Origin of the sequence: Mycobacterium sp., assembly GCF_050701515.1 — a bacterium.
GTDB lineage: Bacteria > Actinomycetota > Actinomycetes > Mycobacteriales > Mycobacteriaceae > Mycobacterium.
This window is the reverse complement of record NZ_JBOGDB010000136.1, coordinates 1-21718: the sequence shown is the minus strand read 5'-3', so window position 1 is coordinate 21718 and position 21718 is coordinate 1. Positions and strand designations below refer to the sequence as shown.

The window sequence follows — 21718 nt, the reverse complement described above, 5'->3', positions numbered from 1 at the left end:
GGGCGCCCGCGGGTGGGCGACGTGATCGTCGGCGCCGAAGCCGACGGCGTGCTGCATGCGGGCACCGCGCGACGCGATGACGGGAACATCGTCTCGTCCGGAGGGCGGGTGCTGTCCGTGGTCGGGACGGGCGCCGACATCGCAGCGGCCCGCGACGCGGCCACTAGCCTGATCAAGTCGATTCTGTTGCCGGGCAGCCCTATCCGGACTGACATCGGCTTGGCCGCCGCCGAGGGACAGATAAAGATCTAGGCCGTCAGGAGCGGGGCGATCCAGCTCAGCTCTGCCGGCAGTTGTGAACTCCAGAAGCCGCCGTCGTGTCCGCCGGGCGAGAAGCCACCCGCGGGCGGGTTGGGCAGCTGCGCGATGAACTGTTGCGTCGCGGAATAGAACGGATCGCTGTTGCCGCAGTCGATTCGGATCGGTATGGACGCCAGCTCCGGCAGTCCGTAGACGGTGTTGGCCGCGTAGTCGTCTGCGCCGTCGAATGCCCCGGGAGCGGCCGCGCCGGATGACCTCCACAACGCCGGGCTGACCGCACAAATCGCGGCGGTACGGGCCGGGCCGAGCCGACCGCCGAGCAACAGCGCGCCATAGCCGCCCATCGACCAGCCGAGGAAGGCCACCCGTGAGGTGTCCAGGCCCTGAGAGCTCAGCATCGGGATCAGTTCGTCGAGCACCATCGCACCGGAGTCCTCACCGGATGCGCGCTTGTGCCAATAGCTTCCACCGCCGTCGACGGCGACCACCGCGAACGGCGGCAGGCCGACGGCAACGGCCTGGGTCAGACCCTGTTCGACGCCGCCGGCCATCACCTGGGCCGCGTCGGCACCCTTGCCGTGCAGGGCGATGACGGGGCGCAGTGCCGTGGTCTGGCCCGGCGGCCGCGCGATGGCCCAATTGGTGTCGACGCCGCCGCGTGCGGCGGAGACGAAGGAGCCGTTGACGAACGTCGGCGCCGCGGTCGGCGCGGGCTCCAATGGCGCCTGCGGGGCCAATGGTGCGAATGGGGTTCCGGCACTTGCCATCGACACCGGCGATTCTGCGATGAACGAAACCGTTTCGGGAAGCCTGCCAAGTGCGAAAGCGCCGACGGCACCGGCGGCCGCGCCGATACCGAGGCGAATCATCGCCCGACGGCTCAGCTCTGGCATGCGGGCCATCATGCCATTTGCGGCTGGCTTACCGTCGGGCGGGATTTCGGCAATGCATCCAAATCGATCGATGGCCCGACTTCCTGTGTAAAGGCTTAGCTTTAGCCGAAAGAGCCATTTCGGCCTCGGGCGGCTGGCAGCATGCTAATGGTGACGGCAGCGATGACTCCCAAGGGAGTACGTCGGCAGTACGCGTTGGTAAGCGCCGCCGCCGATCTGCTGTGCGAAGGCGGCTTCGACGCGGTGCGCCATCGCGCCGTTGCGCGCCGTGCCGGCCTGCCACTGGCGTCGACCACCTACTACTTCACCTCGCTCGACGATCTGATTGTCAAGGCCGTCGAACACGTCGGCACCCTCGAGATGCAGCGGCTGCGCGAAAGGGTTGCCGAGCTATCGCGGCGACGCCGGGGCGCCGAGGCGACGGCCGATCTGTTGGTAGACCTGCTCGTCGGCGAGGACCCCGAAACACCGGTGAGTGAGCAGCTGATTTCGCGGTACGAACGCTACATCGCGTGTGCGCGCCAGCCGGCGCTACGCGCGGCGCAGCGGCGGATTTTGCAGCAGCGCACAAACGCAGTCGTCGAGGTGATCGAGCGGTCCGGCCGGTCGGTCCATCCCGAGCTGCTCACCGCACTCGCCTGCGCCGTCGACGGCGCGGTGGTGGCTGCGTTGGTGGACGACGGCGACGGTCCCCGCGCCACCGCACGCGCGACGCTGATCGAGGTCATCGACGTGCTGGCGCCGTTCACTGAGCTCTAAGCACGGTTCGGCTCCTCTTTTGCGCCATTGCCGGTGCAGCGCGGCCGGCGCTGGCCGATGATGGTACTCGCAACCGTCAAGGAGGAAACATGACTCACTCCGACACCGTCGAGCAACAGCCGGAACTCCGGCGAGTTATGGGCCCGGGACTGCTGCTGCTGTTCGTTGTCGGCGACATCCTCGGCACCGGCGTTTACGCGCTCACCGGTGACGTGGCCGCCGAAGTCGGTGGGGCAGCGTGGATTCCGTTCCTGGTGGCATTCCTGATCGCCACCGTCACCGCGTTCAGCTATCTCGAGCTGGTCACCAAGTACCCCCAAGCGGCCGGTGCAGCGCTATACACGCACAAGGCATTCGGCATCCAGTTCGTGACCTTCCTGGTGGCTTTCGTGGTGATGTGTTCGGGCATCACGTCGGCGTCGACGGCATCGCGGTTCTTCGGTTCGAATTTTGTCGAGGCCTTCGGTATGGATTGGGGCAAGGCCGGAATCGTCATCATCGCTCTGCTCTTCATGGCCATGCTGGCAGCGGTCAACCTGCGCGGCGTCGGCGAGAGCGTCAAACTCAATGTGTTCCTGACGATAATCGAGGCGACCGGTCTGATGCTTGTGCTGTTCGTTGGACTGTGGGCGTTCACCCGGGGTAGCGATATCGACTTTGCGCGAGTGGTGGCATTCGACACCGAAACGGACAAGAACGCCTTCATGGCGGTGACCGCCGCCACGTCACTGGCGTTCTTCGCGATGGTCGGATTCGAGGACTCGGTCAACATGGCCGAGGAAACCAAGGACCCCGTGAAGACGTTTCCCAAAGTGCTGCTGTCCGGCCTGGCCATCGCCGGGTTCATCTACGTACTGGTGGCGATCGTTGCGGTTGCGCTGGTGCCGGTGGGCACCCTGGCCGAGAGCGAAACCCCGCTCGTCGAGGTGGTGAAGGCGGGCGCACCGACCTTGCCGATCGAGGACATCTTCCCGTTCATCTCGATGTTCGCGGTGTCCAACACCGCGCTGATCAACATGCTGATGGCCAGCCGATTGATCTACGGCATGGCACGTCAGCACGTACTGCCTCCGGTGCTGGGCCGGGTGCATCCCGCCCGCCGGACGCCGTGGGTGGCAATCCTGTTCACGACCCTGATCGCGTTCGGCTTGATCTTCTACGTCAGCGCGTTCGCCAGCAGCAATGCGATCTCGGTGCTCGGCGGCACCACGTCGCTGTTGCTGCTGGCCGTGTTCGCGGTGGTCAACATCGCGGTGCTGGCGTTGCGGCGCGACGTTAAGGAGGCAGGCGGAAATTTCAAGACGCCGACCGCGTTGCCGATCATCGGGTTTATCACTTCGCTGTATCTCGTCACGCCGCTGTCCGGCCGGCCGGGGCAGCAATACGTGCTGGCAACGATTCTCATTGCGATCGGCATCCTGCTGTTCCTAATAACCATGGCGATCAACCGGCAGCTCGGAATCCGCGGTGAAGGCATCACCGACCCGACGCATCTGGCCGACGCGCCTGACTAGCTCACAACCGGTACAGCCGTTCACGGATCACGTTCAACTCCTGCTGCGCCTCCGACAGAAGCGCCGCGATGTGCGTGAGTCGCTCATGCAGTTCGTCCGTGGGCGGCGGCACCGCTCGTCGGCGGGGCGTGGGCGTCAGATCGGGTGGAAGACTCGGGGTGACGATGTAGCCGGTCTCGAAGTCGCCGTAGATGGTCACATCTTCTGGTCGGTGATACCAATACAGCGCAACGTATGCACACAGCACCGCGTCGACCGGATCTTCGTCCCGGTCGAGCTGTACCTGTCGGGTGGCGGCGGCGACCCTCTTGCGCAGTTCGACCCAGGCCACATTGTGGTTTACCCGGAGCCGCGGTGACGCCTCGTTGAGTCCCTCGATCAGCGTCATCAACCGCAGCAGCTCACGCTGACGATCCTCGACAGCACCCCTCTTGTACTTGAGGGTCTTGTCGAGTTCGAACAGCACGACGGTCGCCGAGTGTGGATAGACCTCGATGGCCCGCCGGCTCCCGCTCGATGCGGGATCCATGTCAAGACCGAGCGCCGTCGCCACGCGCGCACCGCGCGGGTTCTTGAATTCCGGCTTGTCGGTGAACGCGGGCCGCGCCCCCGCTTCGAACTGTTGAAAATCGCGGTTCAGTTCGGTTTCACATTGTCTGATCCCGGTCGGGTTCTTCACGATCAGCGGCGCATCGATGGCCACCAGGCATTCGTCGGTGACGTATGAAGCCACCGCCTCGGCGATGCTGGCGTCATCGTTCGCGGTACCGACATGGAGCAGTCGGCCATCGGCGTCGATGACCGCGACACCGGTCTGGTTCTTCTCGCCCCATGCGAGGTCCAATCCAACGAAGTACATGGGGCTACTGTGCCCTATGTCCGCCTCCCCGCCCCCGTAAGCTGTGTGTTTGTGACGATCCCGAACGTGCTGGCCAGCCGTTATGCCAGCGACGAGATGGTGGCGATCTGGTCACCCGAGGCCAAGATCGTCGCCGAACGCCGGTTGTGGCTGGCGGTGCTGCGGGCGCAGGCCGAGCTGGGCATCGAAGGCGCAGCCGTGCCGTCCTCAGTTCTCTCCGATTACGAGCGGGTGATCGAGGATGTCGACCCGGCCTCGATCGCCGAGCGCGAGCGGGTGCTGCGCCACGACGTCAAGGCCCGGATCGAGGAATTCAACGCGCTGGCCGGACACGAACACGTGCACAAGGGCATGACCAGTCGGGACCTGACGGAAAACGTTGAGCAACTGCAGATCCGACGATCGCTGGAACTTGTGCACGCCCATGGTGTGGCGGTGGTTGCGCGGTTGGCCGAGCGGGCGATGAGCTACCGCGACCTGGTGATGGCCGGGCGTAGTCACAATGTCGCCGCGCAGGCGACCACCCTGGGCAAGCGGTTCGCGTCGGCGGCCGAGGAGATGCTGATCGCGTTGGCACGGTTGCGCCAGCTGATCGACCGCTATCCGCTGCGCGGAATCAAGGGTCCGATGGGCACCGCGCAGGACATGCTCGACCTGTTCGACGGCGACACCGCCCGGCTGGCCGAGCTCGAGCGCCGGGTCGCCGAGTTTCTGGGCTTCACCGAGATCCTGACCAGCGTCGGGCAGGTCTACCCGCGGTCGCTGGACCACGAAGTGGTCTCTGCGCTCGTGCAGGTCGGGGCCGGGCCGTCGTCGCTGGCGCACACCATCCGGCTGATGGCCGGACACGAGCTGGTCACCGAGGGCTTCGCGCCCGGTCAGGTGGGGTCGTCGGCGATGCCGCACAAGATGAACACGCGTTCGTGTGAGCGGGTCAACGGGTTGCAGGTGGTGCTGCGCGGCTACGCGTCGATGGCCGCCGAACTCGCAGGGGCGCAATGGAACGAGGGTGACGTGTTCTGCTCGGTGGTGCGCCGGGTGGCGCTGCCCGATGCGTTCTTCGCCATCGACGGGCAGACCGAGACGTTCTTGACGGTGCTCGACGAGTTCGGCGCGTATCCCGCGGTGATCCAGCGTGAACTCGACCGTTATCTGCCGTTCCTGGCGACCACCCGGATCCTGATCGCGGCCGTGCGTGCCGGGATGGGTCGCGAGGCGGCGCACGAAGTCATCAGGGAGAACGCCGTCGCGGTGGCGCTGGCGATGCGGGAACGCGGCGCCGAACCGGACTTGCTGGACCGACTGGCCGCCGACCGCCGGCTGCCGCTGGACCGGCCCGCACTCGACGCCGCTTTGGCCGACAAGCAAGCCTTCACCGGGGCGGCCGGAAGTCAGATCGACGCCGTCGTCGCGGCCGTCGACGAACTGGTCAGCCGCTATCCCGAGGCGGCCAAGTACACCTCGGGTGCGATTCTGTGACGCTCGCCGGGATCGATTTCACCGACCTGGACAACTTCGCCGGCGGTTTTCCACACGATCTGTTCGACATTCATCGCCGCGAAGCGCCGGTGTACTGGCATCAGCCGACCGCCAACACCCCCGACGGCGAAGGCTTCTGGTCCGTCGCCACCTATGCCGAAACCCTTGCGGTGCTGCGCGATCCGGAGACGTACTCGTCGGTGACCGGCGGTGAGCGACCCTACGGTGGCACGCTGCTGCAGGACCTGGGGATCGCGGGCCAGGTGCTGAACATGATGGACGACCCGCGACATTCCCATATCCGGCGGCTGGTCAGCTCCGGCCTGACACCGCGGATGATCACCCGGGTGGAAGACGACCTGCGGTCGCGGGCCCGGCGTCTGCTCGACGGGATCGAACCCGCGGCGCCGTTCGACTTTGTGGTCGACGTGGCCGCCGAACTGCCCATGCAGATGATCTGCATCCTGCTCGGAGTGCCGGAGTCCGAACGACATTGGCTGTTCGAGGCCATCGAGCCCAGCTTCGATTTCGGGGGCTCCCGCAAGGCGTCGATCACCCGGCTGTCGATCGAGGAGGCCGGGTCGCGGATGTACACCTACGGCCAGGAGCTCATCGCCGGTAAGCGCGCCGAGCCCTCCGACGACATGTTGTCGGTCGTCGCCAACGCCAGCTTGGATACCCCGATCAGTGACGTCGAGGTCTACCTGTTCTTCAATCTGCTGTTCAGCGCGGGCGCGGAAACCACCCGCAACGCGGTGGCGGGTGGCCTGCTGGCACTGGTCGACCATCCCGACCAGTTCCGTGCGCTGCGTGAGGATCTCGACCTGTTGCCGACCGCGATCGAGGAGATGGTCCGGTGGACCTCGCCGTCGCCGTCGAAGCGACGTACCGCCACCCGCGTCGCCGAGCTGGGCGGGCACCGGGTCGAACCGGGCCAGAAGGTGCTGGTGTGGGAGGGCTCGGCCAACCGTGACGGCTTGGTGTTCGACGACCCCGACACCTTCGACATCTCCCGGAAGCCCAACCCGCACTTGGGTTTCGGCCAAGGCGTTCACTACTGCCTGGGCGCCAATCTCGCCCGCTTGGAACTGCGAGTGCTGTTCGAGGAACTGCTCGGCAGGTTTTCGGCCGCCCGGGTGGTCAAGCCGGTGGAATGGACGCGAAGCAACAGGCACACCGGCATACGTCATCTGATCGTCGAACTGAACACGTGAGCTTCGAGCGGCGGGTTTCCGAGCTGGGGCTGCAGCTGCCGCCGGACCCGTTCGGGCGGGTGCCGAGCGAGGTGTCGTTGGAGGAAGCTCAGCTGTCCGCTCGCGCCGCCGTGCTGGCCATGCTCGGCGCGCTGCGCGCCAGGCTCGGGTCTCTCGTGAATCTGCCCGTGGTGATGTCGGCCGAACTGCTCATCGCCGGCCCGCCGTGAGGCCGGATGCGTTCGCGGCGGTGATGGCGACCGGCATCGTCTCGATCGCCGCCGAGGATCACGGCTATCACGTCATCAGTGACGTGCTCGATGGGCTGGCCGTCGCCGGGTTGGCCGTGCTGGTCGTGGTGGCCGCGGTCGGCTGGCGCCGGGACCCACTGGACTTCGCCGACCCCGACGTCCCGATCCGGCTGTTCACGTTCGTCGCGGCGTGCGCGGTGCTCGGTGCCCGCCTTGCGGATCATCGCCCGGTGCTGTGGGTGCTCGGCGCGACGGCGCTGGCGGCCTGGCTGCTGCTGGCGCCGCTGGTGGCCCACCGGATGTGGTCGCACCGATGGACCGGGCTGCGCGATCGCGCGCATGGCGCCTGGGAATTGGCGAGCGTGGCGACGTCGGGATTGGCGATCGTTGCCGCCGACCTCGCGCTGCTGGGGGTGGCCGTCGGCTTCTGGGTGCTGGCCATCGCGGTGTACCTCGTGATGACGGGGCTGATCCTGTGGCGCGCCGCGCATGATCCAACTGCGCCAGAGGGTTTCGAGCCGGACAACTGGATCCTGATGGGCGGCGTGGCCATCGCGACGTTGGCCGGCGACCACATTCACCACGCCGGCGTCGACGAGGTTCGCGATGTCACAATCGGGACCTGGATACTGGCCACGCTGTGGATCCCGCCGCTGATCTACCTCGGCCTGCGGCGCATCAACCGGCGTGCCGGAGCCCTGTCGTTCGACGGGGTCTGGTGGGCCGCGGTTTTCCCGCTCGGGATGTACTCGGCGGCAACCTACGCGATGGCCGTCGAAACGGGCTGGCAGCCGCTGACGACGATCTCGCTGGTGTTCTTCTGGATCGCCTTTACTGCCTGGACGATCGTCGCCATCGCCGGCCTCCTGCGATTTCGGCGCGCTACCGTGCGCTGAGCGCCGGTCAGCCTGCGATTTCGGCGTGAAAACCTGCGGTGAGCGCTGGAAATCACGCCGAAATCGCGAATCGGATCTCGGCGAGCACCCGTTGCGGGTACTCCGTCAGGTCGAGCCAGGTGAAGCGCAGCACCTGCCAGCCGAGCAGCGCGATGTTGTTCTGGCGTTCACGGTCGAGCTGGAAGTCCTCCTGATCGCTGTGAAAGGCCCAGCCGTCGACTTCGATCGCGACCTTCTGCTTGGGGAACGCGACGTCGATCCGGTAACCGGCCAGCGGGTAGTTCGCCCGCCAGCCGGTGATCTTCGCCGCCCTGAGGATTCGGATCAGCAGTCGCTCGGCTTGCGAGCGGGCACCGTCGTCTGCGGCTTGGAGTAACCGGCGTGCGGCGGGCGAGCCGTAGCGGCCCTTGTTACGCAAGTGCGCTCGCCACAGGCCACGCAACTCGACGCGATGCTGCAACGCCGAGTCCATCAGCCAGGCGTTGCCGCCGGGCCGAACCGCGGCCTCGACAACCGTCAGCCCCAACTCCGTGACGCGCAGTCCCTTTTGCTCCACTACGTCGACTGGCTTGAGGTCTCGCCGCCGTACTCTTGAGCCGCCGCGGCATCGGCCGTTGCTATCTCGTGGCACTGTCACCTCGACAATCTCGGGTGCAAACTTGGTCAGACCGTGCCACCACGCCGCCGCAAGTCCACTCGCGGCAGCTCGGACACCGTAGCTCCAAACTGCCGCACGAATACGCGCCGCGTCGGTGTAGGGGCGGTCGTCGACGAAATAGACGCCAGGCCCACATCGGCGCCAGCTCCCCGAGCGTTGACGCCGCAATACGGCGTGCTCGCTGAGGCCGGCGCGTTTGGCCTGGGCAAGGGTAAGGACGCCGTCTTGTTGACGCAGAAACTCGTCGAGCACACACGAGAGACGGCGACTTGGCGCTCACGGGTTCCCTCCTCTGCGATTTCGGCGTGAAAACCTGCAGTGAGCGCTGGAAATCACGCCGAAATCGCTAATTACGGGCAGGGCTGCGGCGGGCGATGCCGGCGGCGCGCAGTTCGAGTGCGGCCAGGCCGCTGATGGCGACGGCGTCTTCCCGTCGCCAGGCGCCGACGGGATCAGCGTTGATCGACGCGAGCTTGGCCAGCGGCCGGTTGGCCAGCGCACGCAGCGCGAGCAGCTGTTCACCGGCGGGGGTCGCGGCCAGCGTGAGCGCCACCCACTTGCGCCGGAAGAACCGCAGCCGCAGCACCAGCCAGGGCATCGCGATCGCCAGGATCGGCGGGGCCGCGACGGCGAGCGCCAGCAGCCACGCCAGCCAGCTCGCCGTGGTGTTCAGCTGTTGGCCCGCGCCGGCGATGTCGCGGGCGAATCCACCCGCGCCGGTCAGCGGGCTGCTCAGCGCATCGCCGATCAGCGGCACCTTGCCTGCGTTCTCCCCGGCGGAATCGAGATTGCCGGCGATCCCGTTGGCGCCGCTCTCGACGTCTCTGCCGAATTCGGCGATGGTCGACACGGCCGCGTGTACGGCCATCCCGACCAGCACCCAGATGGCGGTCCAGGCGGCGACGACGATGTCGCTGATCAACTGCGCGAGCAGCCGGGCGGGCGCGGTGGCGTAGGGCACATACCTCGATCTCATGGCGTCGATCCCAACACAGATCGACCGTTAGGCTGGCCCGATGCGCCCCGCTTTGTCCGACTACCAGCATCTGGCCAGCGGCAAGGTTCGTGAGCTCTACCGCGTCGACGACAACCACCTGCTGTTCGTCGCCAGCGATCGCATCTCGGCGTTCGACTACATCCTGGAAAACGAGATACCCGACAAGGGCCGCATCCTGACCGCTATGAGCGTGTTCTTCTTCGACTACGTGGCGGCGCCCAATCACCTCGCCGGTCCTCCCGACGAACCGCGCATCCCCGCCGACGTGCTCGGCCGCGCGCTGGTGGTACGCAAGCTCGACATGGTGCCGGTGGAGTGTGTGGCCCGCGGCTATCTGACCGGCTCCGGGCTGCTGGACTATCAGAAGACCGGCGAGGTCAGCGGCATCACCCTGCCGGCGGGCCTGACCGAGGCCAGCAAGTTCGACACCCCGCTGTTCACCCCCGCGACCAAGGCCGAACTCGGCCAGCACGACGAGAACATCTCGTTCGCCGACGTGATCGACATGGTTGGAGCCGAGCGAGCCGACGAATTGCGCGATCGCACGCTACAGACCTATGTGCAGGCCGCTGACCACGCCCTGACGAAAGGAATCATCATCGCCGACACCAAATTCGAGTTCGGGGTCGACGAGCACGGCAACCTCGTGCTTGCCGACGAGATCTTCACCCCGGACTCGTCGCGGTACTGGGCAGTCGAGACGTACCAGGAGGGTGTCGTCCAGCCCAGCTTCGACAAGCAGTTCGTCCGCAACTGGCTGACAAGCCCGGAATCAGGCTGGGACCGCTACGGCGACAAGCCGCCGCCACCGTTGCCGCCGACCATCGTGGATGCCACGCGAGAGCGCTATATCAATGCATACGAGCGCATTTCGGGTCTGCGGTTCGCCGATTGGATCGGCTCGCCAGCGTGAGCGAAACCGCCGTCCCACCCACACCGAAGCGGGTCGAGCACCGCCGCGAGTATCACGGCGACGTCTTCATCGACCCGTATGAATGGCTGCGCGACAAGTCCGATCCCGCGGTGATCGAACACCTGGAGGCGGAGAACACCTACATCCAGCAGGTCACCGGCGATCTGGCCCCGCTGCGGCAGAAGATCTTCGACGAGATCAAGGCGCGCACCAAGGAGACCGACCTGTCGGTGCCGACCCGCCGCGGCGGCTGGTGGTACTACGGTCGGAGCTTCGAAGGCAAGCAGTACGGCGTCCATTGCCGTTGCCCGGTAACCGATCCCGACGACTGGACACCGCCGAAGCTCGACGAGCACACCGAGATCCCAGGCGAACAGGTGCTTCTCGACGAGAACATCGAGGCCGACGGGCATGACTACTTCTCGCTCGGTGCCGGGGCGGTCAGCCTCGACGGCAACATATTGGCATACTCCGTCGACGTCCTCGGCGATGAGCGATACACGTTGCGCTTCAAGGACTTGCGGACCAATCAGCTTTACGACGACGAGATCGTCGGCATCGCTGCGGGAGCGACCTGGGCCGCCGACAACCGCACCATCTACTACACCACCGTCGACGATGCGTGGCGGCCCGACACCGTGTGGCGCCACCGCTTGGCCGCCGGCCTGCCTGCCGAGAAGGTCTATCACGAACCCGACGAAAGATTCTTCCTCGCGGTGGGCCGCAGCCGCAGCAACGCCTACATGATGATCGCGGCGGGCAGCGCGGTCACTTCGGAGGTGCGCTACGCCGACGCGGCCGACCCGGAGGCCGAGTTCGTCCCGGTGTGGCCGCGCCGGGAGCTCGTCGAGTACTCCGTCGAGCATGCCGTCGTTGGCGGCGAAGACCGATTCCTGATCCTGCACAACGACGGCGCGGAGAACTTCACCCTGGTCGAGGTGCCGGTGAGCGATCCGACCGCAACCCGCACGCTCATCGAGCACCGCGACGACGTTCGCCTCGACGCCGTCGACGCGTTTGGCGGGCACCTGGTGGTCAGCTACCGCCGTGAAGCACTGCCGCGGATCCAGCTGTGGCCGGTCGAAGGCGACTACGGTCGCCCGGAGGAAATCCAGTTCGACTCCGAGCTGATGTCGGCGGGGTTGAGCGCCAACCCCAACTGGGACGCGCCGAAGCTGCGGATTGGCACCACCTCGTTCGTCATCCCGACCCGGGTCTACGACGTCGACCTCGCCACCGGCGAGCGGACATTGTTGCGCGAGCAGCCGGTGCTCGGCGACTACCGCCCCCAGGACTACGTGGAGCGCCGCGATTGGGCGATCGCCGACGACGGGGCGCGTATACCGGTGTCCATCATTCACCGAGTCGGCCTGCAATTCCCCGCGCCCGCGCTGCTCTACGGCTACGGTGCCTACGAGTCGTGCGAGGACCCACGGTTCTCCATCGCGAGGCTGTCGCTGCTGGACCGTGGCATGGTCTTCGTCATCGCGCATGTGCGGGGCGGCGGCGAACTCGGTCGGCCGTGGTACGAGCACGGCAAGCTATTGGAGAAGGAGAACACCTTCACCGACTTCATCACCGTCGCAAGACATCTGATCGCCACCGACGTGACGAGACCCGAGAACCTCGTCGCTTTCGGCGGCAGCGCCGGTGGGCTGTTGATAGGCGCGGTGGCCAACATGGCGCCGGAGTTGTTCGCCGGCGTTCTGGCCGCGGTGCCCTTTGTCGATCCGCTGACCACGATCCTGGACCCGTCGCTGCCACTGACCGTGACCGAATGGGACGAGTGGGGAAACCCGGTGGCCGACAAAGACGTCTATTTCTACATGAAGTCCTACTCGCCGTACGAGAACGTCGAAGCCAAGCACTACCCGCCCATCCTGGCCATGACATCGCTCAACGACACCCGCGTGCACTACGTTGAACCCGCGAAATGGGTTGCGGCGCTGCGGCACACCAAGGCCGACGGCCATCCGGTCTTGCTGAAGACCGAGATGAACGCCGGCCACGGTGGCATCAGCGGACGGTACGAACGCTGGAAAGAAGCCGCCTTCCAGTACGCGTGGCTACTGGATGCCGCCAAGGCAAATCACGACACCGGTCCCTGGTAACCACTTCACCGACCGCCGCGGCCTGTTCACCGCGCTGGCCGCCGAAGGCTGGCGGATGCTCGCCGATGCGCTTGGCGGCGTCCGGCCCGACTTCCTTGACGCTGCACTGGCCTACGTACGGTTTGCGCTCGACCACCCGGGCAACTATGCGGTGATGTTCGATCGCTCGCTGATCAACTCCGACGACCCCGAATTGGTTGCGGCCCAGGCGGCGGTGGGAACCGAACTGGCCGGCGGCGTCGGAACCCTCGACGACCCGCGGGCCAAAGCCGACCCGCAAGCCGCCGCGCTGGCTGCCTGGGCGCTGGTCCATGGGTTTGCGATGCTTTGGCTCAACCAGGCCATCGATACCGGCGCAGACCCGATCGCCACCGTCGAGCGGGTGGCGAACATGCTCTACCACCGCTAGGTAATGTGCGGGCCATGACGGACACGCCCCTGACCGACATCGCCCTGACCACGCTCGACGGCGAGCCCACCTCGCTGGCCGAACTCGCCGACGGTGCCGCACTGGTGGTGAACGTCGCCTCGAAATGCGGACTGACACCGCAATACAGCGCACTGGAGAAGCTCGCTCAGGACTACCGCGATCGAGGGTTGACGGTGATCGGCGTGCCGTGCAACCAGTTCATGAGTCAGGAGCCGGGCAGCGCCGAGGAGATCCAGACGTTCTGCTCCACCACCTATGGCGTGACCTTTCCGCTAATGGCCAAGACCGATGTCAACGGCCCGGACCGTCATCCGCTCTACGCCGCGCTGACGCAGACTCCCGACGCCACGGGTGAGGCCGGTGACGTGCAGTGGAACTTCGAAAAGTTCCTGCTCGCACCGGGCGGTGTGGTGGTCAATCGGTTTCGTCCGCGCACCGTCCCCGATGCGCCGGAGGTGCTAGCCGCGATCGACGCGATCTTGCCGCGATAGCCGAATAGACAACTGCTGCCCACGTGTTGGAAACCGTTGGGACACCTGGAGTTGTCACACTGGGCGGGTGGCTGGACAACTGATCGTCTCGATCTCCGGGATCAGCGAGCAGACGCTGCCCGACGTCGCGGCATTCTGTACACAGCTGGACGCGCGGGCGGTACCGTCCTCATTCCTGGTGGCGCCCCGGCTGAAGGGCGGTTACCGGCTCGACCGGGATGCCTCGACGGTCGACTGGCTGGCCGCGCGGCGCGGCGGCGGGGACGCCATCGTTCTGCACGGTTTCGACGAGGCCGCCACCAAGAAGCGTCGCGGCGAGTTCGCCAGCCTGCCGGCGCACGAGGCGAACCTGCGGCTGATGGGTGCCGATCGGGTCCTCGAGCATCTCGGGTTGCGCACCCGGATCTTCGCCGCGCCGGGCTGGTCAGTTTCGGACGGGACGGTGACGGCCCTGCCGCGCAACGGGTTTCGGTTGCTCGCCGGGCTGAGCGGGATCACTGATCTGGTCCGCCGGACCACCGCGCGGGCGCGGGTGCTCGGCATCGGCGAGGGCTTCCTGACCGAGCCGTGGTGGTGTCGCACGCTGGTGCTCTCCGCCGAGCGCACTGCCCGCCGCGCGGGCATTGTGCGGGTCGCGGTGGCGGCCCGTCACCTGCATAGACCCGGACCGCGGCAGGCCATGCTCGACGCCGTCGACCTGGCCTTGATGCATCAGTGCGTGCCGGCGGTGTACCAGTGGCGGCCCTACCCCGCATTGACCGACGCCGCGTGACCCGCGCCGGTCGAAACGCTCAGAACTCCGAGGCGTTCTCGGCCTCCAGCACCTGAAAGTCGGTGTCGGTCATCTCGGACAGCCGGCCGTAGTAGATGCCGCGGGCATTCGGCTCGATGATCGCCTGGTGGATCGGCACCGCACGGGTCGGCGCGACCGCGCGCAGATAGTCCACGGCCTCCGAGATTTTCATCCACGGCGCCGCCGCCGGCGTCGCCAACACGTCGACCGGCTCGTCGGGAACAAACAACGCGTCACCGGGATGCATCAGCCGGGCCGGGTGGTTGTCGTGGCCGATGAGGTAGGAAATGTTGTCGATTACCGGGATTTCGGGGTGAATCACCGCGTGCCGGCCACCGACACCGCGGACGGACAACGAGCCGATGGTGATTTCGTCGCCGACGTGTACGGCTCGCCACGGCTCGCCCAGTTGCGCGGCGGTTTGCGGGTCGGCGTACAACGCCGCCTGGGGATTGCCATCGACCAGCGCGGGGAGCCGCTCGGTGTCGGCGTGGTCGGGGTGCTGATGGGTGATCAGGATCGCCGATAGCCCGGTAATGCCCTCGAACCCGTGCGAAAAGATGCCGGGATCAAGCAGCACGGTTGTCTCGCCACCGGAGTCGTCTGCAAAGCCGGCGAGTAGGCAGGAATGGCCGAAATGCGTCAATTGCATCCCTATATTGTGGCGCGCAGGGGTGGTGCGCGATATGCGAATGGTGCTGGCGGCAGTCTTGGCGACCTGCGGGTTGGCCACCGGCTGGCCTGCGCAGGCGTTCCCGGTCGACTGCCCGCCCAACTGTGATCGCATCCCGGATTCGGCGTGGCTCGAACCGACCGCAATTCCGCTGTTTCCGGTGTATCACTGGCCACGGCTGGCCGGAGTTGCGGTCACCGCAACCGACCCGCGCTTCCGATTCGAGGAGGCCTGCGGGACCCCACCGATCGCCGGCGACGCCCGCCGGTTCGCGGTGGCGGCACGGGCCGCCGTCCCTCAGCCCGATGGCCAGTGGCAGCTGCAGGTGCAGGTCATGCACTGGCGCGGTGAGACCTGGCGCGGCGGGGCGACGGCACTGGCGGCATTCGATGCCGCGGTCGCGGCGTTGCGCGCCTGCCAGCTGACGGCCCCGCTGACCTCGCCGTCGATCACCACCGACACCCCCGACCGGATGGCCGCGGTGATCAGCGGGTCGATTCCCGGTCAGCCGGTGCTGCACGAGTACCTGCTGGCCCACCCCCGCAGCAGCACCGTGACGGAGGTGGCGATGTGGGCGCTGACACCGCCGCTGGTGAACTGGCCGGCGGTGCCCGACGTGCAGGTCCTCGACGCGATGATGGCCCCGCTGTGCCGGGCGTATATCGACTCGTGCCGGTGAGACGCTCGGGCCGTTGCCGCCGGTAGAGTGATCGCCGTGGCAAGGGTGGTGGTGCACGTGATGCCCAAGGCCGAGATCCTCGACCCGCAGGGTCAGGCGATCGTCGGCGCGCTGGGTCGTCTCGGCTTTGATGGCGTCTCAGATGTACGGCAAGGCAAGCGATTTGAGCTCGAAGTCGACGACAGAATCGACGACGACCAGGTCGCCGAGATCGCCGAATCGCTGTTGGCGAACACGGTCATCGAGGACTGGTCGGTGAGCAGGGAGCAACAATGACGGCCCGGGTGGGCGTGATCACATTTCCCGGCACGCTCGACGACGTTGATGCGGCTCGGGCGGTCCGGCTGGCGGGCGCCGAGGTGGTCAACCTCTGGCATGCCGACGCCGACCTGAAGGGCGTGGACGCGGTTGTGGTGCCTGGCGGCTTCTCCTACGGCGACTATCTCCGTGCGGGCGCGATCGCGAAGTTCGCGCCGGTGATGGGTGAGGTCATCGCGGCAGCAGGCCGCGGCATGCCGGTGTTGGGGATTTGCAACGGTTTTCAGGTGCTGTGTGAGGCGGGACTGTTGCCGGGTGCGTTGACCCGCAACGCCGGCCTGCATTTCGTCTGCCGCGATCTGTGGTTGGAGGTGGCGTCGAACTCGACGGTGTGGACGTCGCGCTATGAACTGGGTGCCGATCTCCTGGTGCCGCTGAAGTCGGGCGAGGGCCGCTATGTGGCCAGCGAAAAGGTGCTCGACAAGCTCGAGGGTGAGGGCCGGGTGGTGTTCCGCTATCGGGACAACCCGAACGGCTCGATGCGCGACATCGCGGGCATCGCGTCGGCCAACGGCCGGGTGGTCGGGTTGATGCCGCACCCGGAGCATGCCACCGAGGCGCTCACCGGCCCGTCCGACGACGGGCTCGGCCTGTTCTACTCCGCGCTGGACAGCGTGCTGGCGGCCTAGTGCCGGACTACGGGGTCAGCGCCACCGACGCCTCGGCCGTGTAGCACAGGAACGTCAGCGTCTCCTGGAGGTACAGCTGCACGGTGTCGGCATCGTGGGACAAGTAGCCGATCGACACATCGGTGCCCAGCTGCAGGTCGAAATCGCCGCCGCGGGTGGACAATACGAACGCGCCGTCGATGGCGGGTGCCCAGATGATGTCCCCGTCGACGAGCCGGTTGAGGTGCTCGCGGATCGGATAGCCGTGCTCGGTGGTCTCGCTGACCTTGGTGTAGGCATCGGCCGACAGCAGCACCGAGTATGGCCCGTCGACGCCGGCCAGCCGCAACTCGGACAACGCCTGGGAGACGACGTCGGCGTATTCGCGGGCATCGTCGGGCAGCGCAAGGGCCGGGTTGGAGCTGCAGTTTCGGATGCCCTCGATCGACCCGGCCGCATACCCCTCGAAGATCGCCCGGTCCTCGACGAACGCCAGCTTCTTGGCGGCCTCCTTGACCGGGTCCCAATCGGAATCCTGCGATCCGCGCTCGACATCGTCAATGTCGGTGCGCGACACCGTGAACGGCACCCGCAACCGCACCAGGGGCTTGCTGTCCCGCAGGTGCGCCACCACACCGTCACCCGGTGCGTCGACATCGACCAGGTGCCCGGTGCTGATGGCCGCGGTCACCGCTCCGCCCGGCTCGCTGACATCGACGATTCGCCGGCCGGCGATGTTCCGTTTGAAGGTGCGAGACGCTTCCAATTCGATTTCGGCCCAAGCCACTTCGGTGATCGGAGCCAGATCGCGATATAGGTTGTTCATCGGGTAGTTCCTTTCAGGCTGCCGATGCCGAGTGATCCGTCGTGGCTGACGGGGATGACGGTGAGGGCCGACTGATCCTGTTCGGGCGCCGAATCCGGTAGTGGCGGTGGATCATCGAGGAAGTCGACCGTCGGCGTGAAGAACATACTTCCGGTCAGGGCGGTCGAGAAGTCCAGGATGCGGTCGGTATTGCCCGGCGGGTCACCGATGAACATGTTGGTCAGCATGCGTTCGGTCACCGCGGGCGTGCGCGAGTAGCCGATGAAATAGGTGCCGAACTCGCCCTTGCCGACCTCACCGAACGGCATGTTGTGGCGCACGATCTTCAGCTCGGTGCCGTCGTCGTCCTCGATCACGTTGAGGGCGAGATGCGAGTCCGCCGGCTTCACCGCGTCGTCCAGTTCGATGTCATCGAGCTTGGTGCGCCCGATCACCCGCTCCTGCTCCTCTGTTGACAATGAGTTCCAGGAGCTGAGGTCGTGGACGTACTTCTGAACGTGCACATAGCAGCCGCCCGCGAACTCGGGATCTTCGTCGCCGATCTGGGTGGCGCTCAAGGCGATTGGGCCGTCCGGGTTCTCGGTACCATCCACGAATCCCATCAGGTCGCGGTTGTCGAAGAACCTGAAGCCGTGCACCTCGTCGACCACGGTGATCGCCCCGTCCAGCGCGTCGGCCAGCTTGCCGGCCAGCTCGAAGCAGACATCCATCGATTCGGCCCGGATGTGGAACAGCAGGTCGCCCGGCGTCGTCGGAGCGTGGTGGCGGGGGCCGGCCAGTTCGATGAACGGCTGCAGTTCGGCCGGGCGCGGACCGGAGAACAACCGGTCCCAAGCGTCGGAGCCGATCGACGTCACCACCGACAGCCGCTTGGCCGGATCGCGGAAACCTATCGCGCGCACCAAACCCGAGATGTCGGGCAGTCCGTCGTGAACGGTCTGGACGCCACCCTCGTCGATCGTCGCCACCAGGAAGATGGCCGCGGGCGTCAACGGCGCCAAAACCGGTTGCGGCTGCACTGGAGGCACCGTCTGACCTTAGCGTTTAGACCGTCGGCCATGATGGTGAACCATGTCCGCGAGTGCGCACGGGTTGTGCGAATTCATCGACGCGTCGCCGTCGCCGTTCCACGTCTGCCTGACGGTTGCTCAGCGACTGAGTGCCGAGGGGTTCACCGAGCTGTCCGAACGTGATGCGTGGCCGGGAACGGGCCGGTACTTCATCGTGCGGGCCGGGTCGCTGATCGCCTGGCAGACACCCGAGCAGACCGGCGGCGCATTCCGCATCGTCGGCGCCCATACCGACAGCCCCAACCTGCGGGTCAAGCAGCATCCCGACCGGTTCGTGTCGGCCTGGCAGGTGGTGGCCCTGCAGCCGTATGGCGGGGCCTGGCTGAACTCGTGGCTGGACCGCGACCTCGGCCTCAGTGGCCGGCTGTCGGTGCGCACCGGCGACACCATCGACCACCGCCTGGTGCGCATCGACGAGCCGATCCTGCGGGTGCCGCAGCTGGCCATTCACCTTGCCGAGGACCGCAAGTCGGTGTCGCTTGACCCGCAGCGGCACGTCAACGCGGTGTGGGGCGTGGGCACCGGTACGCGGTCGTTTCTGGGCTATGTCGCCGAGCGAACCGGGGTAGACGCGGCCGACGTGCTCGGCGCCGACCTGATGACCCACGACCTGACGCCGTCGACGTTGGCCGGGGTGGATGGGGAACTGGTCAGCGCGCCGCGGCTGGACAACCAGTGCAGCTGCTACGCGGGCCTCGAGGCGTTCCTGGCGGCCGGGCCGCGAGACTATTTACCGGTGCTGGCCCTGTTCGACCACGAGGAGGTGGGCTCGCAGTCAGATCACGGCGCCCTGTCCGAGTTCTTGCCAACGGTGCTCGAGCGCATCACGCTGGCCGCCGGCGGTGGCCGGGAAGACTTTCTGCGCAGGTTGCCGGGCTCGATGGTGGCGTCGGGCGACATGGCGCACGCCACCCACCCGAACTACCCGGAACGCCACGAGCCGGGTCATCTCATCGAGGTCAACGGGGGGCCAGTGCTCAAGGTGCAGCCGAACCTGCGCTACGCCACCGACGGTCGCACCGCGGCGGCGTTCGCGTTGGCCTGCCAGCAGGCGGGGGTGCCGTTGCAGCGCTACGAGCACCGGGCCGACCTGCCGTGCGGGTCGACGATCGGGCCGATGACATCGGCGCGTACCGGCATCCCGACCCTCGATGTGGGCGCGGCACAGCTGGCCATGCACTCGGCGCGCGAGCTGATGGGCGCCGACGACGTCGCCGCCTACTCGGCGGCACTTCAGGCATTCTTGTCACCGGCCTGACTTATGGTCAGGCGCATGACGCTGACTGTGGAGATGATCACGTTCGACTGCGCTGCCCCGGACCGGCTGGCCGACTGGTGGGCCAACGCCATCGGCGGCAAGGTACACCCGTTGGAGCCTGGGGAGTTTGTGGTGGTATCCCGCGAGAAAGGGCCCCAGCTTGGCTTTCAGCGGGTCGACGATCCCACGCCGGGCAAGAATCGGGTGCACATCGATTTCGGCGCCGCCGATATGGACGCAGAGGTCAAGCGCCTGGTGGAGCTGGGTGCCACCGAGCAGGGCCGGCACGAGTTCGGCCCCGAGTTCCAGTGGGTGGTGCTGACCGACCCCGACGGGAACGCGTTCTGCGTGGGGGCGGCGGCGCAGTAGGGCGCTACAGCCGCGACTTGAGCAGCCCTTTGGCCACTTCGGCACCTTTGCGGCTGTCGGCCTGGGCCTTGCGGAACAGATCGGCGACTTCGTTGTCCCCATCCTGCTCGGCGTCCTGGATATAGGTCTCCAGCCGCAGCGCGTTATCGAGGCATTTCTCGGTGTACCAGATCAGGTTGTAGGACGTGTCCTTGGTGCCGGTGACTTGGCCGGTCTCGCTGGTGGTGGTCATGTTAAATCTTCCTTCCGTTGCGTCACTTACGCCTGATACAGGCGGCCTACCCCCCGCTCAGTGCTTGCAAACCGCTTCGGCCGCTTCGGTCTTCGCGGTTTCGCCGTTGGATAGGTGCGGCTGGCAGGGCCGACCCGTTCCAACGGTGCGACCACCCCGGGGCGCGCCCGCGTGTCGCCACCGGCCCGGCGAGCGGGCTGCTCAAACTAGACTGGCTGCGTGACGTCCGGGCGCACCCACGAGGTCGACACCGTCGAGCGCGCCGCCGCCACTCCCGACCAGCCGCAACCGTTCCGAGAGCTCGGCCTCAAGGACGACGAGTATCAGCGCATCCGCGAGATTCTGGGTCGACGACCGACCGACGCCGAACTGGCCATGTACTCGGTGATGTGGAGCGAGCACTGCTCCTACAAGTCCTCCAAGGTGCACCTGCGCTATTTCGGTGAGACCACAACCGAGAAGATGCGCTCCGCGATGCTGGCGGGCATCGGCGAGAACGCCGGCGTCGTCGACATCGGCGACGGCTGGGCGGTCACCTTCAAGGTCGAGTCGCACAACCACCCGTCTTACGTCGAGCCGTATCAGGGCGCCGCGACTGGAGTCGGCGGAATCGTCCGCGACATCATGGCGATGGGAGCCCGGCCGGTCGCGGTGATGGACCAGTTGCGTTTCGGCGCCGCCGATGCGCCCGACACCCGCCGCGTCGTCGACGGGGTGGTCCGCGGCATCGGCGGGTACGGCAATTCCCTCGGACTGCCCAACATCGGCGGCGAAACCGTGTTCGACGCCTCCTACGCCGGCAATCCGCTGGTGAACGCGCTGTGCGTGGGGGTGTTGCGCAAGGAGGATCTCCACCTGGCGTTCGCGTCGGGCACCGGCAACAAGATCATTCTGTTCGGCGCGCGTACCGGTCTGGACGGCATCGGCGGGGTGTCCGTGCTGGCGTCGGAGACGTTCGGAGGACCTGAAGGAAGCCGGACCGACACATCGCTCGATCCCGCAAGCGGATCTCGGAAGAAGCTGCCCTCGGTTCAGGTCGGCGACCCGTTCATGGAGAAGGTGCTCATCGAGTGCTGCCTCGAGCTGTTCGCCGCCGACACCGTTGTCGGCATCCAGGACCTCGGCGGTGCGGGGCTGTCCTGCGCGACCAGCGAGCTCGCGTCCAACGGTGACGGCGGGATGCAGGT

General features: G+C 66.7%; 26 protein-coding genes. 18 read left to right on the top strand and 8 right to left on the bottom strand.

Translation table 11 applies throughout. The annotated features are described in order from the left end of the window. A partial coding sequence (locus tag ACRDU5_RS11295) for a phosphoribosylglycinamide synthetase C domain-containing protein (RefSeq protein ID WP_526614595.1) occupies positions 1-252 on the top strand: 252 nt, incomplete at its 5' end. Here the strand turns inward: ACRDU5_RS11295 and ACRDU5_RS11290 are convergent. Next, positions 249-1166 carry an alpha/beta hydrolase-fold protein gene (locus tag ACRDU5_RS11290; RefSeq protein ID WP_526614594.1) on the bottom strand — a complete coding sequence of 306 codons (918 nt, stop codon included), beginning with the start codon at positions 1164-1166 and terminating at the stop codon, positions 249-251. The genes ACRDU5_RS11295 and ACRDU5_RS11290 overlap by 4 nt on opposite strands. A 129-nt stretch (positions 1167-1295) precedes the next feature. Between ACRDU5_RS11290 and ACRDU5_RS11285 the strand changes: the two genes are divergently transcribed. Both ACRDU5_RS11285 and ACRDU5_RS11280 read left to right on the top strand, forming a co-directional pair. Continuing rightward, a complete protein-coding gene (locus ACRDU5_RS11285) occupies positions 1296-1913 on the top strand; it encodes a TetR/AcrR family transcriptional regulator (protein ID WP_526614592.1) in 618 nt (205 codons plus the stop codon). A gap of 89 nt (positions 1914-2002) precedes the next feature. Beyond that, positions 2003-3427, top strand: a complete 1425-nt coding sequence (locus ACRDU5_RS11280; RefSeq protein WP_526614591.1) for an amino acid permease — start codon at positions 2003-2005, stop codon at positions 3425-3427. A 1-nt stretch (position 3428) separates the two neighbouring features. Here ACRDU5_RS11280 and ACRDU5_RS11275 read toward each other — a convergent pair whose 3' ends face one another. Further along, positions 3429-4286, bottom strand: coding sequence for a DUF429 domain-containing protein (locus ACRDU5_RS11275; RefSeq protein ID WP_526614590.1), 858 nt, complete (start codon positions 4284-4286; stop codon positions 3429-3431). A 51-nt stretch (positions 4287-4337) separates the two neighbouring features. Between ACRDU5_RS11275 and purB the strand changes: the two genes are divergently transcribed. Genes purB through ACRDU5_RS11255 form a run of 4 tightly spaced genes read left to right on the top strand, consistent with a single transcriptional unit; the run spans position 4338 to position 8105 of the window. After that, the gene (purB, locus tag ACRDU5_RS11270) at positions 4338-5765 is read left to right on the top strand and encodes an adenylosuccinate lyase (protein WP_526614589.1); all 1428 of its coding nucleotides are present in this window, start codon (positions 4338-4340) and stop codon (positions 5763-5765) included. Continuing rightward, positions 5762-6979, top strand: a complete 1218-nt coding sequence (locus ACRDU5_RS11265) for a cytochrome P450 (protein ID WP_526614588.1) — start codon at positions 5762-5764, stop codon at positions 6977-6979. The genes purB and ACRDU5_RS11265 overlap by 4 nt, the downstream gene beginning before the upstream one ends. Next, positions 6976-7188: a hypothetical protein gene (locus ACRDU5_RS11260; protein ID WP_526614587.1), complete on the top strand. Its 213-nt coding sequence runs from the start codon at positions 6976-6978 to the stop codon at positions 7186-7188. The genes ACRDU5_RS11265 and ACRDU5_RS11260 overlap by 4 nt, the downstream gene beginning before the upstream one ends. Then, positions 7185-8105 carry a tellurite resistance/C4-dicarboxylate transporter family protein gene (locus tag ACRDU5_RS11255; protein WP_526614586.1) on the top strand — a complete coding sequence of 307 codons (921 nt, stop codon included), beginning with the start codon at positions 7185-7187 and terminating at the stop codon, positions 8103-8105. Before ACRDU5_RS11260 ends, ACRDU5_RS11255 begins: the two co-directional genes overlap by 4 nt. Before the next feature lie 52 nt (positions 8106-8157). On the opposite strand, the gene ACRDU5_RS11250 is transcribed toward ACRDU5_RS11255, so the two are convergent. Together ACRDU5_RS11250 and ACRDU5_RS11245 are read right to left on the bottom strand one after the other, a co-directional pair. Next, positions 8158-9015, bottom strand: a complete 858-nt coding sequence (locus tag ACRDU5_RS11250; protein ID WP_526614584.1) for a PDDEXK-like endonuclease domain-containing protein — start codon at positions 9013-9015, stop codon at positions 8158-8160. 94 nt (positions 9016-9109) lie between these two features. Further along, the gene (locus ACRDU5_RS11245) at positions 9110-9739 is read right to left on the bottom strand and encodes a hypothetical protein (protein ID WP_526614583.1); all 630 of its coding nucleotides are present in this window, start codon (positions 9737-9739) and stop codon (positions 9110-9112) included. 40 nt (positions 9740-9779) lie between these two features. On the opposite strand from ACRDU5_RS11245, the gene ACRDU5_RS11240 reads away from it, so the two are divergent. From ACRDU5_RS11240 to ACRDU5_RS11220, 5 genes are all read left to right on the top strand, one after another. Next, positions 9780-10673: a phosphoribosylaminoimidazolesuccinocarboxamide synthase gene (locus ACRDU5_RS11240; RefSeq protein ID WP_526614581.1), complete on the top strand. Its 894-nt coding sequence runs from the start codon at positions 9780-9782 to the stop codon at positions 10671-10673. After that, positions 10670-12784 carry a S9 family peptidase gene (locus tag ACRDU5_RS11235; protein ID WP_526614580.1) on the top strand — a complete coding sequence of 705 codons (2115 nt, stop codon included), beginning with the start codon at positions 10670-10672 and terminating at the stop codon, positions 12782-12784. Before ACRDU5_RS11240 ends, ACRDU5_RS11235 begins: the two co-directional genes overlap by 4 nt. Further along, positions 12747-13193 carry a WHG domain-containing protein gene (locus ACRDU5_RS11230; protein WP_526614579.1) on the top strand — a complete coding sequence of 149 codons (447 nt, stop codon included), beginning with the start codon at positions 12747-12749 and terminating at the stop codon, positions 13191-13193. Before ACRDU5_RS11235 ends, ACRDU5_RS11230 begins: the two co-directional genes overlap by 38 nt. Before the next feature lie 14 nt (positions 13194-13207). Next, positions 13208-13705, top strand: a complete 498-nt coding sequence (locus ACRDU5_RS11225) for a glutathione peroxidase (protein WP_526614578.1) — start codon at positions 13208-13210, stop codon at positions 13703-13705. A 67-nt stretch (positions 13706-13772) separates the two neighbouring features. Next, positions 13773-14477, top strand: coding sequence for a DUF2334 domain-containing protein (locus ACRDU5_RS11220; protein WP_526614577.1), 705 nt, complete (start codon positions 13773-13775; stop codon positions 14475-14477). A gap of 19 nt (positions 14478-14496) precedes the next feature. Here the strand turns inward: ACRDU5_RS11220 and ACRDU5_RS11215 are convergent, their stop codons facing one another. Next, entirely contained in the window at positions 14497-15150 is a 654-nt protein-coding gene (locus tag ACRDU5_RS11215) for an MBL fold metallo-hydrolase (RefSeq protein WP_526614576.1), read from the bottom strand. A gap of 34 nt (positions 15151-15184) precedes the next feature. Here ACRDU5_RS11215 and ACRDU5_RS11210 point away from each other — a divergent pair, with 34 nt between their 5' ends. From ACRDU5_RS11210 to purQ, 3 genes are read left to right on the top strand one after another with little or no spacing between them, the layout of a single operon-like run. Further along, positions 15185-15850, top strand: a complete 666-nt coding sequence (locus ACRDU5_RS11210; protein WP_526614596.1) for an ATPase — start codon at positions 15185-15187, stop codon at positions 15848-15850. 36 nt (positions 15851-15886) lie between these two features. Further along, complete coding sequence (gene purS, locus ACRDU5_RS11205) at positions 15887-16126, top strand: phosphoribosylformylglycinamidine synthase subunit PurS (RefSeq protein WP_526614575.1); 240 nt, start codon at positions 15887-15889, stop codon at positions 16124-16126. Beyond that, a complete protein-coding gene (gene purQ / locus ACRDU5_RS11200; RefSeq protein ID WP_526614574.1) occupies positions 16123-16797 on the top strand; it encodes a phosphoribosylformylglycinamidine synthase subunit PurQ in 675 nt (224 codons plus the stop codon). Before purS ends, purQ begins: the two co-directional genes overlap by 4 nt. 7 nt (positions 16798-16804) lie before the next feature. Here the strand turns inward: purQ and ACRDU5_RS11195 are convergent, their stop codons facing one another. Next, complete coding sequence (locus ACRDU5_RS11195; RefSeq protein ID WP_526614572.1) at positions 16805-17602, bottom strand: family 1 encapsulin nanocompartment shell protein; 798 nt, start codon at positions 17600-17602, stop codon at positions 16805-16807. Beyond that, the gene (locus ACRDU5_RS11190) at positions 17599-18630 is read right to left on the bottom strand and encodes a Dyp-type peroxidase (RefSeq protein WP_526614571.1); all 1032 of its coding nucleotides are present in this window, start codon (positions 18628-18630) and stop codon (positions 17599-17601) included. Before ACRDU5_RS11190 ends, ACRDU5_RS11195 begins: the two co-directional genes overlap by 4 nt. Positions 18631-18673: 43 nt before the next feature. On the opposite strand from ACRDU5_RS11190, the gene ACRDU5_RS11185 reads away from it, so the two are divergent. Both ACRDU5_RS11185 and ACRDU5_RS11180 read left to right on the top strand, forming a co-directional pair. Then, positions 18674-19930 carry a M18 family aminopeptidase gene (locus ACRDU5_RS11185; RefSeq protein ID WP_526614569.1) on the top strand — a complete coding sequence of 419 codons (1257 nt, stop codon included), beginning with the start codon at positions 18674-18676 and terminating at the stop codon, positions 19928-19930. Positions 19931-19945: 15 nt separating this feature from the next. After that, positions 19946-20299, top strand: coding sequence for a VOC family protein (locus tag ACRDU5_RS11180; protein WP_526614568.1), 354 nt, complete (start codon positions 19946-19948; stop codon positions 20297-20299). Between the two features lie 4 nt (positions 20300-20303). Here the strand turns inward: ACRDU5_RS11180 and ACRDU5_RS11175 are convergent, their stop codons facing one another. After that, positions 20304-20531 carry a hypothetical protein gene (locus ACRDU5_RS11175; RefSeq protein WP_526614567.1) on the bottom strand — a complete coding sequence of 76 codons (228 nt, stop codon included), beginning with the start codon at positions 20529-20531 and terminating at the stop codon, positions 20304-20306. Positions 20532-20750: 219 nt separating this feature from the next. Between ACRDU5_RS11175 and ACRDU5_RS11170 the strand changes: the two genes are divergently transcribed. Further along, positions 20751-21718, top strand: a 968-nt coding sequence (locus tag ACRDU5_RS11170; protein ID WP_526614566.1) for an AIR synthase related protein, incomplete at its 3' end; no start/stop codon positions are given.